The following is a 14,454-nucleotide window of genomic DNA, read 5'->3' as shown; positions in this document are numbered from 1 at the left end:
AAAATGAAGCTGCCAGGATGCGGCAGGCGGCCATTTTACGTTCAGCCGCTTAGCCTGTCATGGCGGGGGATTTGTCCGAGAAAGTGGCCGTGATGCCAGGCTTTCCGCTAAGCTTGCCAACAAGCTCTACCATGGCGACACAAGCGGGCTGCCGCAGACAGCGCAAACAGACACGTAAGACGAGGAAGGGCGTTAACTTGGATCAGCAACCGGCAATGGAGGGGAGCAGCCCCCTCAGCAGCGCCTATCGTCACGCCTTGCTGGAGGCTATCGATGATGGCTTTTGCATCATCGAGTTCATTGATGGGCCGCATGGCCCCTTGAGTGACTATGTGCACATCGAGGCCAATTCGGGCTATTACCGCCACACCGGCATCGAGGGCATCGTCGGCAAGCGCCTGCGCGAAATCGAACCGGAGAACCCCCAGGTCTGGCTGGATGTGTATGGGCAGGTCCTGTTGACGGGGCAGCCGTTGCGCTTCGAGCAGGAATTCCAGGCGGTCGGGCGCCATATCGAGGTCTCGGCCACCCGCGTGGGTCCGGTGGAGATGCGCCAGGTCTCGGTACTGTTTCGCGACATCACGGCACGCCGCCGCACCGAGGCCGCGCTGCGCGAAAACGTCCAGCGCGTGCAGCTGGCGATGGAGGCCGGTGCCATCATCGGTACCTGGATCTGGGATATCCCTTCCGACCGCCTGAACGTCGACGAGGGCTTTGCCGTGGCTTTCGGTCTGGAGCCTGGTCGCGACCTCTCCCGGCTATGTATCGCCGATGTGATGGAAGCGGTCCATCCCGACGACCGCGACCTGCTCTCGGCGCGCATCCGCGAAACCCTGGCCCGGGGTGGCACCTACGCTCACCAGTACCGCACGCGCCGGCGCGATGGCCGCTATTACTGGCTGGAAGCCAACGGCCGCGTGGAGCTGACCCCGGATGGCGTGCCCAGCACCTTCCCGGGCGTGTTGATCGATATCGAGGGGCGACGTGCCGTCGAGGCCGAGCGTGATCGCGCACTGGCGGCCTTGCGCTCCCTCAACGAGACCCTGGAACAGCGTGTGCAGGAGCGTACCGCCGCCTTGGTCGATGCCGAAGAGGCCTTGCGCCAGGCGCAGAAGATGGAGGCGGTCGGGCAACTGACCGGCGGCCTGGCGCACGACTTCAACAATATCCTGGCCGGTATCAGCGGTAGCCTGGAACTGATGAAGGTGCGCATGGCCCAGGGCCGCATCAGCGATATCGAACGTCATCTCAATGGCGCCCAGTCCGCCGTCAAGCGTGCCGCCGCGCTGACCCAGCGCCTGCTGGCATTTTCACGACGCCAGACTCTGGACCCGAAGCCTGCCGACCTGAACCGCATCGTGGCCGACATGCACGAACTGATCGGCCGCAGCGTCGGCCCGGCCATCACCGTGGAAACCATCGCCGCCGGCGGCCTCTGGCACACCTTCGTCGACATCGGGCAGCTGGAAAACGCCTTGCTCAACCTCTGCATCAATGCCCGGGATGCCATGCCGCATGGGGGGCGCCTCACCATCGAGACCGCCAATCGCTGGCTGGACGACATGGCGGCCATGCAGCGTGGCGTGCCACCCGGCCAATATGTCTCGCTCTGCGTGAGCGATACCGGTACCGGCATGTCGCCCGACGTGGTGGCACGCGCCTTCGATCCCTTCTTCACCACCAAACCCACGGGGCAGGGAACCGGGCTCGGCCTGTCGATGGTGTACGGCTTTGCCGGCCAGTCGGGCGGCGCGGTGCGCATCTATTCCGAACTGGGCCAGGGTGCCACCATTTGCATCTACCTGCCACGCCACCTGGGCGATGCGGGCGAGGACGACCTGGTCATGCCGGAAGAAGCCAGTGCCGCGGCGGCACCGGGCAGCAAGACCATTCTGGTGGTGGACGATGAACCGCTGGTGCGCTTGGTAACGGTCGAGGTCCTGTCGGACCTGGGCTATAGCGTACTCGAAGCCGAGGACGGGCCGATGGCACTGAAGCTGCTCAATGCCTACCCGGAGCTGGATCTGCTCATCACCGACGTTGGCCTGCCCAATGGCATGAACGGCCGTCAGCTGGCTGACGCCATCCGCGCCCCGCGCCCCGATCTACCGGTACTGTTCGTGACCGGTTATGCCGAAAATGCGGTGCTCAATCACGGCCACCTGGAAAGGGGCATGCAGGTACTGACCAAACCGTTTGCGGCAGAGGTGCTGGCGCGGCGGGTGCGGGAGTTGGTGGGGGATGAGCGCGATACGGCGACCTGACGGGTGAGGCCTGCGCTTGTGCCGCAGAAAAACGTGGGCTTGCTGTGCCGATGACATGGTATGCACGTTGTGCAAAATCACGGTGTCGGTAACCAGCTGCTTATATTTAGAACTCATTTCATAAATAGGCGCGAGTGCGAGCGAGTCCCGTTTGGGATGAAGTGCAAGGCGCGAATTTGGGTCAAGACTGGGCGTCTTGACCCAAATTCGTAACGCAGCAATTCGCCCAAACGGGCCGCTCCCTGCGGGTTCTGCCCAGAAAGCATCTCACGACTATTTATGAAATGAGTTCTAATAACTTTGCGCTGCTCATGCCCGATGTTTCAGGCGATGACACCGTCGCCGCCGAAGAATACAAGCGATTTTTTTTCGGCTCGCCGTACCGCAGAAGAGACGATCCACATAATGGTTTGTCATCAGCAAGGCAATCTCTTTCTCAGGCAAACTTTTCCTATTGGAAAAATGTTTGGATGGCCGCTTGATCCACATCGAGTTGAGACAGATGCATAAACTCCTGCACGTACTTAAAACATATTCCACTACGTAATGGTAGAGGCAGACTGTCGAGCATGATGATGGTTTGCACGATATGGTCATTAATTAAGTACCGCTCCTCAGCAGTAAGCGTTCCGCGACCAATCGAAAGATTGTAAATTCCCCCCAGGTTAAGCCGGTATTGAGGGACAGGCATTTTGATGCCCAGGTTGGCATATACGACTGGATCTACGAATTCCGCATGGCGTTCAATCAAGTGCTCTGGCTTATCGTCCAACAAGTATTCTTGAGTCCCCACCGCATGGAATGCGCTCTTTTTCCTTGCGCGTTCTTCCCACGACAAACCGAGTGAATCATCCATCGTTCGGATCCATCTTCCATTTGCAAGACCTGCCTGGAAATTGTTTCCGGAGTCCAGGGATGCATCCCTCTGGAAAGCGAAAAGACCGTGTCCATGTCGCTATGGGACAGTGATGCCGGTATACCGAGCGAATGTGAGACGCGTCGCATATCTCCCATGGCGCTCTGTGTAGCCGCCGCTTTTATCGCGCTGGCTGATTGTCTGACAGGCTGACCGGGCAAGTCATCTTCTTTATTCTTGACGATGGAAGCAACATGGGGGCAGCGGACTGGTGAGGTTCCTGCTGCTGCTCCTATTTAGGGACAACGCCACCCAGGACTGGATCATGGCCCAACTCCCGTTTGCGGGTTAGTGCAAGCGTTTGGCGACATCAAATCCGAATGTCGTCGCAAATGCCTTGAGCCGTTGGCGACGGCGCAGCACCATCAGCCATCCAAATCCTGATCGCTCGCCATGTCCCTCACTTTTCCAGTGAGCCTGCATCTGGGCGCTGCCATTAGTGCCGTATTGATCGGCCCGTTCGCCCTCTGGACCCGTCTGGGCCGAACGGTACGGCCGCGTTGGCATCGCGCCTTCGGCTATGCCTGGCTGACCTGCATGATCATCACCGTGCTGTCAGCGCTCTTCATCCATTCGCATGAATTGCCCAATGTCGGCGGTTTTTCGCCGCTGCATCTGCTGGTGCCGTTGACGGGTTTCGCTCTCTATCGCGCCATCACTGCGGCGCTGCGCGGAGATATCATCCAGCATCGCCGGACCATGCAGGGCACGTATATCAGCGCCTGTCTGGTGGCGGGCCTCTTCACGCTGCTACCCTCACGCTATCTGGGGCAACTGGTCTGGGGGCAATGGCTGGGGTGGGGATGACCGGTTCGGCGCGCCTACAGCGCTGCGCCAAAGAATGAACCGATGGCCGCAGTGCTGGCCATGGCCAGCGAGCTCCACAGACTGACCCGTAATGCCCCCTTCCAGAGATTGGCGCCTCCGGTCCTGGCCGCTACCGCGCCCAGCACCGCCAGTGACAGCAGCGCAGTGATCACGATCGCCTCCAGCAGCGCGCCCGTGGGGGCCAGCCATACCACGGCCAGCGGCAGGGCCGCGCCCACCGCGAAGCTCAGCGCCGAGACCAGTGCCGCCTGCACCGGGCGCGCCGTGGTGGTCTCGGAAATACCCAGCTCTTCGCGGGCATGGGCATCCAGTGCGTCATGGGCCATCAGTTGGGTCGCGACCTGGTGTGCCGTTTGCTGGTTCAGGCCGCGCCGTATGTAGATCGCCATCAGTTCGCGATGCTCGCCTTCGGGATCGGCGACCAGTTCTTCCTGCTCCTGGCGCAGGGCGGCCTTTTCGCTGTCGGCCTGGGAATGGACGGAGACATACTCGCCGGTTGCCATCGACATGGCTCCGGCGACCAGTCCAGCCACACCGGTCAGCAGCACATTGTCGTGGCTGGCGTTGGCAGCGACCACGCCCACCAGCAGGCTGGCGGTGGAGACGATGCCGTCGTTGGCGCCCAGGACGGCAGCGCGTAGCCAGGAGATGGCATCGACCTTGTGATGTTCGAGATGGAATTTGGGCATGGCAATGCGGCTGGGGAGATGTAGGAATGGCGCAGATTCTAGGGGGCGTCTGGAGATAAGGCCACGACAATTAGCGAAAATGAGGGCAATTCGCATTTGTTGGCAGTGGTGTGAAGAATCTGACCAGGCCTGGCCACGGATCGAACTTCACGCAGTCCGCCCGGTGTGACAGCCGGGCCACAGTGGCGGGTGGCCGCCCGCGCTTTTGCCTTGGATGCTGGCGTCCGCGACTCAGCCTGTTCGCCCGTCGCCGGACCGGCGTTCCAGCCATCGGAACAATCCCATGCCCGCCACCAGTGCGACCACGAAGACCGCTCCCTTCATTTTTCCTTCACCCAGCAAGACCAGAGCCGGTCCCGGGCAGATGCCTGCGATGGCCCAGCCGATGCCGAATAACAGGCTGCCCAGGATGAGGCGGCGATCGATACGGGTGCTGCGCGGCAGCTGCATGGTTTGCCCCAGCAGGGACGACTTCATCTGTCGGGCGCGGGCGAAAGCGATGACGCCCACGCCGATGGCTCCGCCCATCACGAAGGCCAGTGAAGGGTCCCAAAGACCGGCCAGGTCCAGGAAGCCGAGTACTTTGGCGGGATCAGCCATGCCCGAGACAATCAATCCCAGGCCGAACAACAGGCCGGCCAGCAGTGCAGCAAATGTGAGTCTGGTATTCATGGTCGCTCCGGTCGGTGCTTCATTCAGAATCCCGCTACGTGGCGCAGCAGATAGACGCTCGCGAAGCCGGCGGCCATGAAGCTCGCAGTGGCCACTGCCGAACGCGGCGAAAAGCGGGACAAGCCACACACGCCATGCCCGCTGGTACAGCCGGCGCCATAGCGCGTACCCACGCCCACCAGCAAGCCGGCCAGCACGATCTGCGGGTAGCCGGCATCGATGTGTACCGGAGGAAGGGGAGTGACGGCGCCATAGAGCAGCGGCGCCAGCAACAATCCCAGCACGAACGAGAAGCGCCAACCGGTTTCCCCGGAGCGGGGTTCCAGCAGACCTGCCACGATGCCGCTAATGCCGGCAATGCGGCCATTGAACAGTATCAGGAGCGCGGCCGCCGCCCCGATCAGCATGCCTCCCGCCAGCGACCAGCCAGGGGTAAAGCTGTCCCACGCAATGTGCATGTTCATTCCTTCGGGCAGTAGAGTTGATACATCAGTTCGAGCATCTTCAGCAGCCGCTCATCAGCGACACGGTAGTAGACACGCTTGCCATCGCGTCGGGTGGTGACCACGCCTTCATTGCGTAATACGCCTAGTTGTTGCGACAGGGTGGGCTGGCGGATGTCGAGCGTTTCCTCCAGCTCGCTGACGCACATTTCTTCCTGTGACAGCTGGCACAGGAGCAACAGGCGGTCTTCATTGGCCAGCGCCTTCAGCGCTGTCACCGCCTCGCCTGCGGCATGGCGCATCTGTTCGGCCTGTAACGGCGGGGCAGGATTCATGGGATTTCAATATTCAATTAAATATTATATTAAAACATATAATAAATGATAGGCGCCGGTGGCGCAAGAAATCGGCGGATGCAGGAGGAAGGGGGAGAAAACCTGCTCGAACGTCTGGCAATGCGCTGGCCGCCCCAGGGCGGTGGTGCGCGCACTTCAGGAGGAGGCGTGCAACAAGTCAATCAGATGCCGGCTGGCCTGCTTGGCCGCGGCCATGGCTTCCTCGGCAAATGCGAACGGGGCGTCCTGGCCGCATGACTTGAGTTCGCCGTTGATGTACAGATCCCAGGTCCAGCCACCGGCACCAGCCCGACCATTCGCGCCCGTGGCGCCACCGTCGGGAATGCCCGGACATTTGAGCTCAATCCGGACCAGCTCGTTGCGATACCTGAAAAGTGCCTTCCTCATCCTTGCCCGCCGCGTTTTTTATTGTGAAACAGGCGGCTTTAACGAAGCGCGTCCTGATCTGCTGAAGTGTACGCTATTACCCGATTGACAATAGGGGTATCGGCGTGAATGCATAAAATGCAATCATTTGCATTGCATCAATAGAACTCATCTATTGTTTTTTCGCGCCGATTGCCCCTTCAAACAGGTACGACGCTGTTCAGGCTGTGGGCGGGCTTGCGCTGAGCAACTTGTCCAGCAGTTCGTCGTGATGGTGATGGGGCGTGGTGATGGCATAGAAGCTTTCCACCAGTTCGCTGGTCTGGCCGGCCACCACCAGGGCGCCATTGCGCAGTTCATCCTGTACCACCACCTCGGGAAGGACCGTCAGCCAGCCGCTGTCGCGGGCGATCAGGCGCAGCATGGCCATGTCGTCGACCTCGGCGCGCATGCGCGGCCGTACATCGTTGGAAATGCAGAGGGCATCGAATTGCATGCGCAAGGCGTGACGCGGGCCGGGCAGGGCCATGTCCACCCCTTCCAGGTCGTGCGGGATACGCAGGCTGCGGCTTTCCCAGCGGTGTGCGGGGCCGACCACCGATACCGCCTGGCTGCCCAGGAAACGGCAATGAAGTGGGCGATCCGGGTCCGAAGGCACTGTTTCGTTGGCCAGTACCACATCCAGCTGGTGTTGCACCAGGCGCTCCAGCAAGCCCTCCAGCAGGCCGGATTCCAGAGTGAGTGACAGTGAAGCATCGGACATCATGGGACGCAGCCAGTTTTCCTGGTAATTGCGCGAGAGCGTGGCCACGCTGCCTACCCGCAGGCGGGTGATGCCTGCTGAGCGGCCTTCCAGGCGCCCCAGCATCTCCTGGCTCAAGCCGAAGATGTTGTCGGCATAGGTGAAGACCAGTTGCCCGGTATCGGTCAGGCTCAGTCGACGTCCTTCGCGCAGGAAGAGATCTTCCTCCAGTTGTTTTTCCAGCTGACGAATCTGGGCCGACACGGCCGATTGGGAGGTATGCAGATCTTCAGCGGCACGGGTCAAATGCCCCAGCTTGGCAACGCGCCAGAAATAGCGGAGATGATGGAAATTAAGCTGTTCTAGTCGCATTGTTCTTATTTATCGATTGATACGTTCATATAAATGTAATTTACAGAACGATCTTTGACAAGCATCATCCGCCCATCGCAATGCATGAGGCTTCTTGTCATGACCATCATTTCTGTCCTTTCCTACACATCCTGGGTGCCGCCCGGCTTGATGCTCGTCACGGCGATGCTGGCTGCCTGCTCCGCGCGGGCAGCGCCACGTCTTTGGCGTTTCTACCAGGCCATGTCCGGCCTGGCGCTGTTGCTCGCGCTGGGGACGCTGGTCCTGGGCCGCCATGGTGCTCCCTGGCCCGGGGTGTTAGGCCTGTCCACCCTCGGGCTGGTGCTGGCGGTGCTGGTACAAGGCCTGGGGACGGTGATCGGCAGCTTTTCGGCGCGCTACCTGCAGGGGGAGGGCGCTCAGCGACAGTACATCGCGGCCCTGTCGGTGGTGCTGATGGCCGTGCACCTGCTGCTGCTGGCCGACCACTGGCTGGTGCTCATCGGCGCCTGGGCGCTGGTGGGGCTGGCGCTGGAAAAGCTGCTGTGCTTCTACCCGGAGCGTCCCTTTGCCCGCCTGGCGGCGTACAAGAAGCGCATCGCCGACCGCCTGGCCGACCTGCTGCTGCTGGCAGCGGCCGCACTGGCATGGTCGGTGGTGGGCAGCGCTTCATTCCCGGCCTTGTGGGCGCACCTGGCGCAACATGGCATGTCCGCGGGCCTGCAGGTGAGCGCACTCTGCCTGGTACTGGCGGTGATCCTGCGTACCGCCTTGCTGCCGGTGCATGGCTGGCTGATCCAGGTGATGGAGGCCCCCACGCCGGTCTCGGCCCTGCTGCATGCGGGCGTGGTCAACCTGGGCGGCTTCGTGCTGGTGCGCTTTGCGCCGCTGCTGGAGCAGGCCGTGGTGGCCCGCAGCGTGCTGCTGGTGATCAGTGGCGGGACGGTGCTGCTGGCCGGGCTGGTCATGCTCACGCGCATCAGCATCAAGGTGAAGCTGGCGTGGTCCACGGTGGCGCAGATGGGTTTCATGCTGCTGGAATGCGCTGCCGGCCTGTACATGTTCGCGGCCTTGCACCTGATCGGTCATTCACTGTACAAGGCGCATGCCTTCCTGTGCGCCTCTTCGGTGGTGCGCGACACCCGTCTGCAGGCCCTGCATGCGCCAGCCTTGCCGTCCACCGCAAGCGTGATCGCGGCCCCGCTGTGGAGTGCAGCGCTGGTACTGGCCATGCAGGGTGCCAGTGCCCATGTGGCCTGGCCTTGGTGGTGGAGCGGAGTGCTGGCGCTGGCCTGGGCGCCCTTGCTGTGGCTGCCGCAGCAGCCTGAGGTGTCGCGCCTGCGTAGCTTTGGCCTGGGGCTGGGTGGCGCTGCCGGTCTGACGCTGGCCGCCCTGGCGGCGCACCGGCTACCGCTGCAGATCACCGATTTCCCCCGTACCGGCTACGGTGTGCTGGCGCTGCTGACCATGCTGGCGCTGTATGTCTGCATGGGCTTGCTGCAGCTTCGCCCGCAGGTCATGGCTGCATGGCGCCGCCGTAGTTACGCCGGCTTCTATCTGGATGAAGCCTATACCCGCCTGGCCTTGACCCTGTGGCCATCCGACTGGGCGCCCGAGGCACGCCGGGCCGCTGCCCATCAACGAACAGATCAGAGCACAAATCAGACCGCGCCCAGCTTGCTGAGCGATGCCCAGCACTGACCCGGACCACAAGGAGATCACCCATGAATGCCTTCCTTCAGAATGCACAGGCAGCGCTGGCCAGCGCGCAGGCGCAGGCCTGGAACGACCAACACGACCGTTTGCTGGAGCAGGCCTGCCAGGACGCCTGCGGTGCCATTGCCCCGGCCTGGCCACTGGATCGCGCCATCGCCGTCAACCCCCACTGGACCCGCGTGGGCTTGCCGCTGCGCCAGGTCGCTGCGCGCATGTTGCTGCTGGGCGGCATCCAGGTCTTTCCGCCGCAGGAACAACTGCGCCAGGCCTGGGATCAGGGGCGCGTCACCCGCGATGACCTGCGCTACGCGCTGCAACAGTCGCAGGAAGCGGCCGACCGTGGCATCGACGAGGCCCAATGCCTGGCGATGCTGGCCTCGCCCACCCAGGTGCAGCGGCTGCCCTTGCTGATCGACGTCCTGGACAACGATCCGCAGCGCCATACCCGGCTGTCCTGGCGGCAGGCCATCACGCACCAGGTCAGCCAGACCTGCGCCGCCTATTTCGACCGTCACCAGGCCGACTGGCAACCCCAGCGCGGCATGGGCCTGTACGCCTTCTGGCGCGAGACGCTGGCGCATGACCACGGTATCGGCCTGCTGATGGGCCTGCCACACATCGCCGATGGTATCCGCGCCTTGCCGTCCAGCGCCCGCGAGGCCGAGCGCTGGGTCATGCAACACCTCGGGCTGCCCAGCGAAGTCTGGGCCGATTATCTGGAGGCGGTGCTGCTGACGGTCAATGGCTGGGCCTCCTGGTGCGCCTACCTGGGCTGGCAAGCGCGCCTGGAAGAGGGCAATGACGATCACCTGCGCGAACTGCTGGCCATCCGCATGGCCTGGGGCGCCTTGCTGCTGGAGTGCAAGGACGATGCCGCCGCCGGTCACGCTTTCCACACCGTCCAGCAGGCCTGGGCGCGTTCGCCGGAACGGTTGCAACAGGCGCAGCACGATCTGCTGGTGGACGAACTCTGGCAGGTGGCGCTGGAGGCCGGCTACCAGCGCCGCCTGGCGCAACAGCTGCAGCGCCAGGGTGAACCCGCCGCGAGCGCTGCGCCCACCATCGAGGTGCAGGCTGCCTTCTGCATCGACGTGCGCAGCGAGCCCTTGCGCCGCGCCCTGGAAAGCGTGCATCCGGGCATGCAGACCCTGGGTTTTGCCGGATTCTTCGGTCTGCCGGTGGCCTATACCCCGCTGGCCAGCCAGGCCAGCCGCCCGCAATTACCGGGCCTGCTGGCACCGGCCTACCAGGTGCGCGATGCCATCCAGCCGGCCGGCGCAGCCCAGGCCAGCAGCGTGCTGACCGACGCCGTGGGTCGCAGCCGACGCCAGACACTGTCCACCAAGGAGCAATGGCAGGGCAATACCCGCTGGCCGGGTTCGGCGTTTTCCTTTGTCGAGATGGCGGGCGTGACGGCACTGGGGGGCTTGTGGAAGTGGTTGCGCCCCGGGCAGGCCCAACGCGCGCGGGACGACCTGCACGGCTTGCCGAGCCGTTACCGCCAGCTCTGCCGTCCGCAACTGAACGCCATCGCGCTCCCCGACAAGATCGCCCTGGCCGCCCGCGTGCTGCACGCCATGGGACTGGACCGACAGATCGCGCCGCTGGTCCTGCTGGTGGGCCATGGCAGCCAGTCGGCCAACAATGCGCATGCGGCCGCCCTGGATTGCGGCGCCTGCTGCGGCCAGACCGGCGAGGTCAATGCCCGTACGCTGGCACAACTGCTCAACGAGACCGAGGTACGGCGCGGCCTGCTGGAGCAGGGGATCCTCATTCCCGAGGACAGTCGCTTCCTGGCCGTCCTGCACAACACCACCACCGACGAGGTAGAAGCCTTCGATCTGGACCTCTTGCCGACGACCGCCCGCCAGCGTTGGGATATCCTGCAACCGACCCTGGCCGAGGCCGGCGACCGGGTGCGCCGTGAACGCGCCGGCCGGCTTGGCCTGCAGGACAGGCTGACGCCACCGGCCCTGTTGAAGGCATTGCGCCGGCGCGCCAATGACGGTGCCGAGACCCGCCCGGAATGGGGGCTCACCGGCAATGCCGCCTTCCTGATTGCGCCCCGCGCGCGCACCCGTGGGCTGGATCTGGGCGGACGTTGCTTCCTGCACGATTACGACGCCAGTCAGGACGCCGACGGCAGCGTGCTGGAACTGCTGATGACCGCACCCATGCTGGTGACGCACTGGATCAACTGGCAGTACCACGCCTCCACCAGCGACCCGATGCGGCTGGGCAGCGGCAACAAGCTGCTGCACAACGTGGTGGGCGGGACCATCGGCGTCTTCGAAGGCAATGGCGGTGATCTGCGCATCGGGCTGGCGCGGCAGTCGCTGCATGACGGCCAGCAGTGGGTGCATGAGCCCTTGCGGCTGACGGTGGTGGTGGACGCGCCGCAGGCGGCCATCGACGACATCGTCGCCCGCCATGCCATCGTGCGGCAGTTGCTGGCGCATGGATGGCTGCACCTATGGCGCTTTGCCGGGGCAGGGTTCGCACAATGGAAGCAGGGCGGCTGGCAAACACTGGCCTTGTGAAAGCAGCGGCGGGAGGGTGATTTGAGGTAGCATGATCGCCGTTTTGCCTACCCTGATCGCCGGAGAATCCATGAAATCCAACCCGCCCGCCGTCGGCCCCTTGTCCGGACCTGGCCTCTCGCCCGGCTCGTGCCGTTCGCGCCGGGCGAGCGCCCCGCAACGGCGGGGCTCCCCACGGCGCTACCTCGCCTTGCTGTGGGCGGGGCTGGGCCTGACACTATCGGGCTGCGCCACCGAAGCCTATCGCGCCACCGAGAGCCAGTGCGCACCGGCGGCCTATGCGCAATACCCGGTGATCAGCCAGACCCGCATGGAAATGCGCACCCGCCCCATCCAGGTGCCGACCGGGCAGACCCGCTGCAGCTCGGTCACCAACGGCAACCGTACCGACACCGTCTGCCAGGACATCACCCGCACCGAGTACCAGCAATACCCGGTCTACGTCACGGTCGACATCAACGAATACGGCCGCAACCAGGTCATCGCCGCCTGTGCCCGCAGCCAGTGCCTGCGCACGCACGGCAATCCGGACTGCGAGTAAGGCGGCGGACCGCGCCGATCAGACCGCGTCCAGCGGAATCTTCAGGTAGCGCAGGCCGTTGTCTTCGGGCGGCGGTAACTGACCGGCGCGCATATTGACTTGCACAGAAGGCAGCAGCAATACCGGCATGCCCAGGGTGGCATCGCGGGCGCTGCGCATGGTGACGAATTCTTCTTCACTGATACCGTCGCGCACATGAATGTTGTTCTGGCGCTCCTCGGCCACGGTGGTCTCGAATTGCAGGGCTCGGCCATCGGGCTGGTAGTCGTGGCACAGATAGATCCGGGTGTGCGCCGGCAGGCTCAATACTTCGTGGATGGAGTGGAACAGGGTGCGCGCATTGCCGCCCGGGAAGTCGCAGCGGGCGGTACCGTAATCGGGCATGAAGAGGGTGTCGCCGACGAAGGCGGCGATCTCGCCGGCTTCTTCCACGACATAGGTGATGCAGGCCGGCGTATGGCCTGGCGTATGCATCACCCGGGCATGAAGTTCGCCGATCTGGAACTGTTCGCCATCGGTAAAGAGGTGATCGAACTGGCTGCCATCCTGGGCAAACTCACTGCCCGCATTGAACAACTTGCCAAATACGCCCTGCACCTGGCGGATATGCTCGCCGATGGCGATGCGCCCGCCCAGTCTGCGTTTGAGATAGGGTGCCGCCGACAGGTGGTCGGCGTGGGCATGGGTTTCCAGGATCCACTGGACCGAGGCGCCGAGTTCCTCCACGCGCCGGATCAGCAGGTCGGCGCTGGCCGTCGATGTGTGGCCGGACTTGGGATCGTAGTCCAGTACGCTGTCAAGCAGCGCGCATTGTCCGCTGGAGCGATCCAGCACGATGTAGCTGACGGTACTGGTAGCAGGATCGAAATGCCCTTCGATATGCAGCTTGTTCATGTGGATTCCTTCCATGTTGGTGGTTACTCTCTATCAAGATGCATGCCAGACGATGTTTTCTAAAGGCGTCAGTTTGCCACTGTGGGCATGCTTGCGGCAGCGTATTGCCTGAAAACGCTGGCGTTAACTGTCGGGCGCGTCGACTGCGGGTGGAGGCAAAGGCTTGGCCGGCAGCAGGCGCTCCAGCATGTCGCGATGATAGGGGTCGTGCGAATCCACATAGCGCGAGGCGGAGCCGATGTTCTTCCATCCCACGTATTCCATCAGCGCGCGCATGTCCCATCCGTTGGCGCTGGCCCAGCTGGCAAAGCCACGGCGCAGGGAGTGCGCGCTGTACAGATGCACATCGGCGATACCGGCCGCGCCCAGGATGCGCCGCAACAAGGGAATGATGCTGGCGGCATGGATGGCGTCCTCGCTGATGCGCCCCCAGCGATCGATGCCGCGCAATACCGGACCGCTGCGCACGCCGCTCACCGCCAGCCAGTCAAGATAGGCCGCCACCGGGCAAAGCCGCGACAGCGCCGGCGTCAGATAGGTGCTGCCCTTGAGACTGCGGTCGGTCTTGGTGCGCGGCAGCTGGATGCGCATGCCCTGGCCGGCCACCGCCTCGATGCGCTCCACTTCCAGGCGTGCCAGTTCATCACTTCGAAACCCTCGCCAAAAGCCGATCAGTAACAAGGCCTTGTCGCGCGCATGCCGTAGCAGATCGGCAGAGCGGCCCTGCTGGCGAGCCAGGTCCTGTTGCTGCTCCAGCCAGCCCACGGCCTGCTCCAGCGCATCCAGTTGCAGCGGGCGGGCACGCTTTTCCTGGGCCGGATGCAATTCCTGGATGCCGCGCAGCATCTTGCGCACCACCGGTGCCTTGGTCGGGTCCGGAAAACCTTGATCGAGGTGCCATTGACCGAGTGCAGAGACCCGCTGCTTGAGCGTGTTATGCGCCAGCACGCCGGCATAGCGGGCCAGGTAACGAAGAACGCCGTCCGCCGTGGCCGGCAGGAAGCCACCCCATTCCTCTTCGAAGTGCTTCACGGCGGAACGATAGCTGCGACGTGTGTTCTCGCGGGTGGCAGCGTGCAGGTAATCGTCAATGGCAATCATGGCGAGTCGCGCGCATCAGGCGCAAAAAGGAGAAG

The 14,454-nt window shown here is 63.5% G+C and carries 14 protein-coding genes; 5 read left to right on the top strand and 9 right to left on the bottom strand.

The genetic code is table 11. The features are described from left to right. Positions 1 to 215 precede the first annotated feature (215 nt). Complete coding sequence (locus tag I5R65_RS01605; RefSeq protein WP_196871979.1) at positions 216 to 2,264, top strand: hybrid sensor histidine kinase/response regulator; 2,049 nt, start codon at positions 216 to 218, stop codon at positions 2,262 to 2,264. Between the two features lie 451 nt (positions 2,265 to 2,715). Here I5R65_RS01605 and I5R65_RS01600 read toward each other — a convergent pair whose 3' ends face one another. Continuing rightward, positions 2,716 to 3,120: an HD domain-containing phosphohydrolase gene (locus tag I5R65_RS01600; RefSeq protein ID WP_196871978.1), complete on the bottom strand. Its 405-nt coding sequence runs from the start codon at positions 3,118 to 3,120 to the stop codon at positions 2,716 to 2,718. A gap of 453 nt (positions 3,121 to 3,573) precedes the next feature. On the opposite strand from I5R65_RS01600, the gene I5R65_RS01595 reads away from it, so the two are divergent. Continuing rightward, a complete protein-coding gene (locus I5R65_RS01595) occupies positions 3,574 to 3,987 on the top strand; it encodes a DUF2306 domain-containing protein (protein ID WP_196871977.1) in 414 nt (137 codons plus the stop codon). A 14-nt stretch (positions 3,988 to 4,001) separates the two neighbouring features. On the opposite strand, the gene I5R65_RS01590 is transcribed toward I5R65_RS01595, so the two are convergent. From I5R65_RS01590 to I5R65_RS01565, 6 genes are all read right to left on the bottom strand, one after another. Then, on the bottom strand, positions 4,002 to 4,697 hold the full coding sequence (locus I5R65_RS01590) for a VIT family protein (RefSeq protein WP_196871976.1): 696 nt from the start codon (positions 4,695 to 4,697) through the stop codon (positions 4,002 to 4,004). Between the two features lie 231 nt (positions 4,698 to 4,928). Further along, positions 4,929 to 5,369, bottom strand: a complete 441-nt coding sequence (locus tag I5R65_RS01585; protein ID WP_196871975.1) for a YeeE/YedE family protein — start codon at positions 5,367 to 5,369, stop codon at positions 4,929 to 4,931. A gap of 23 nt (positions 5,370 to 5,392) precedes the next feature. Then, complete coding sequence (locus tag I5R65_RS01580) at positions 5,393 to 5,827, bottom strand: YeeE/YedE family protein (RefSeq protein WP_196871974.1); 435 nt, start codon at positions 5,825 to 5,827, stop codon at positions 5,393 to 5,395. Positions 5,828 to 5,829: 2 nt separating this feature from the next. Then, positions 5,830 to 6,147 (bottom strand): helix-turn-helix transcriptional regulator, encoded by a 318-nt coding sequence (locus tag I5R65_RS01575; RefSeq protein WP_196871973.1) that lies wholly within the window; start codon positions 6,145 to 6,147, stop codon positions 5,830 to 5,832. 156 nt (positions 6,148 to 6,303) lie between these two features. Beyond that, positions 6,304 to 6,555: a hypothetical protein gene (locus tag I5R65_RS01570; RefSeq protein WP_196871972.1), complete on the bottom strand. Its 252-nt coding sequence runs from the start codon at positions 6,553 to 6,555 to the stop codon at positions 6,304 to 6,306. A 199-nt stretch (positions 6,556 to 6,754) separates the two neighbouring features. Continuing rightward, positions 6,755 to 7,648, bottom strand: coding sequence for a LysR family transcriptional regulator (locus I5R65_RS01565; RefSeq protein WP_196871971.1), 894 nt, complete (start codon positions 7,646 to 7,648; stop codon positions 6,755 to 6,757). Between the two features lie 99 nt (positions 7,649 to 7,747). On the opposite strand from I5R65_RS01565, the gene I5R65_RS01560 reads away from it, so the two are divergent. The 3 genes from I5R65_RS01560 to I5R65_RS01550 all read left to right on the top strand — a co-directional run bounded on the left by I5R65_RS01560 (position 7,748) and on the right by I5R65_RS01550 (position 12,424). Next, positions 7,748 to 9,328 (top strand): NADH-quinone oxidoreductase subunit L, encoded by a 1,581-nt coding sequence (locus I5R65_RS01560; protein WP_196871970.1) that lies wholly within the window; start codon positions 7,748 to 7,750, stop codon positions 9,326 to 9,328. A gap of 23 nt (positions 9,329 to 9,351) precedes the next feature. Then, entirely contained in the window at positions 9,352 to 11,883 is a 2,532-nt protein-coding gene (locus I5R65_RS01555; RefSeq protein WP_196871969.1) for a YbcC family protein, read from the top strand. Between the two features lie 70 nt (positions 11,884 to 11,953). After that, positions 11,954 to 12,424: a hypothetical protein gene (locus I5R65_RS01550; protein WP_231395032.1), complete on the top strand. Its 471-nt coding sequence runs from the start codon at positions 11,954 to 11,956 to the stop codon at positions 12,422 to 12,424. Between the two features lie 18 nt (positions 12,425 to 12,442). Here the strand turns inward: I5R65_RS01550 and I5R65_RS01545 are convergent, their stop codons facing one another. Both I5R65_RS01545 and I5R65_RS01540 read right to left on the bottom strand, forming a co-directional pair. After that, entirely contained in the window at positions 12,443 to 13,318 is an 876-nt protein-coding gene (locus tag I5R65_RS01545; RefSeq protein WP_196871968.1) for an MBL fold metallo-hydrolase, read from the bottom strand. 123 nt (positions 13,319 to 13,441) lie between these two features. Then, positions 13,442 to 14,419: a site-specific integrase gene (locus tag I5R65_RS01540; RefSeq protein WP_196871967.1), complete on the bottom strand. Its 978-nt coding sequence runs from the start codon at positions 14,417 to 14,419 to the stop codon at positions 13,442 to 13,444. Positions 14,420 to 14,454: the final 35 nt, after the last annotated feature.

The sequence above is a fragment of the Herbaspirillum sp. AP02 genome, from assembly GCF_015767275.1.
In the GTDB taxonomy this organism is placed as follows: domain Bacteria; phylum Pseudomonadota; class Gammaproteobacteria; order Burkholderiales; family Burkholderiaceae_D; genus Herbaspirillum.
Note: the sequence above shows the minus strand (reverse complement) of the source record. Positions and strands in the feature narration are given on the sequence as shown.

What these genes read in the sequence shown, in the direction of transcription:
- I5R65_RS01585 (WP_196871975.1), bottom strand. Translation starts at nt 5,369, where the DNA reads ATGAATACCAGACTCACATTTGCTGCACTGCTGGCCGGCCTGTTGTTC.
- I5R65_RS01560 (WP_196871970.1), top strand. Translation starts at nt 7,748, where the DNA reads ATGACCATCATTTCTGTCCTTTCCTACACATCCTGGGTGCCGCCCGGC.
- I5R65_RS01595 (WP_196871977.1), top strand. Translation starts at nt 3,574, where the DNA reads ATGTCCCTCACTTTTCCAGTGAGCCTGCATCTGGGCGCTGCCATTAGT.
- I5R65_RS01545 (WP_196871968.1), bottom strand. Translation starts at nt 13,318, where the DNA reads ATGAACAAGCTGCATATCGAAGGGCATTTCGATCCTGCTACCAGTACC.
- I5R65_RS01600 (WP_196871978.1), bottom strand. Translation starts at nt 3,120, where the DNA reads ATGGATGATTCACTCGGTTTGTCGTGGGAAGAACGCGCAAGGAAAAAG.
- I5R65_RS01575 (WP_196871973.1), bottom strand. Translation starts at nt 6,147, where the DNA reads ATGAATCCTGCCCCGCCGTTACAGGCCGAACAGATGCGCCATGCCGCA.
- I5R65_RS01540 (WP_196871967.1), bottom strand. Translation starts at nt 14,419, where the DNA reads ATGATTGCCATTGACGATTACCTGCACGCTGCCACCCGCGAGAACACA.
- I5R65_RS01605 (WP_196871979.1), top strand. Translation starts at nt 216, where the DNA reads ATGGAGGGGAGCAGCCCCCTCAGCAGCGCCTATCGTCACGCCTTGCTG.
- I5R65_RS01550 (WP_231395032.1), top strand. Translation starts at nt 11,954, where the DNA reads ATGAAATCCAACCCGCCCGCCGTCGGCCCCTTGTCCGGACCTGGCCTC.
- I5R65_RS01570 (WP_196871972.1), bottom strand. Translation starts at nt 6,555, where the DNA reads ATGAGGAAGGCACTTTTCAGGTATCGCAACGAGCTGGTCCGGATTGAG.
- I5R65_RS01580 (WP_196871974.1), bottom strand. Translation starts at nt 5,827, where the DNA reads ATGCACATTGCGTGGGACAGCTTTACCCCTGGCTGGTCGCTGGCGGGA.
- I5R65_RS01590 (WP_196871976.1), bottom strand. Translation starts at nt 4,697, where the DNA reads ATGCCCAAATTCCATCTCGAACATCACAAGGTCGATGCCATCTCCTGG.
- I5R65_RS01565 (WP_196871971.1), bottom strand. Translation starts at nt 7,648, where the DNA reads ATGCGACTAGAACAGCTTAATTTCCATCATCTCCGCTATTTCTGGCGC.
- I5R65_RS01555 (WP_196871969.1), top strand. Translation starts at nt 9,352, where the DNA reads ATGAATGCCTTCCTTCAGAATGCACAGGCAGCGCTGGCCAGCGCGCAG.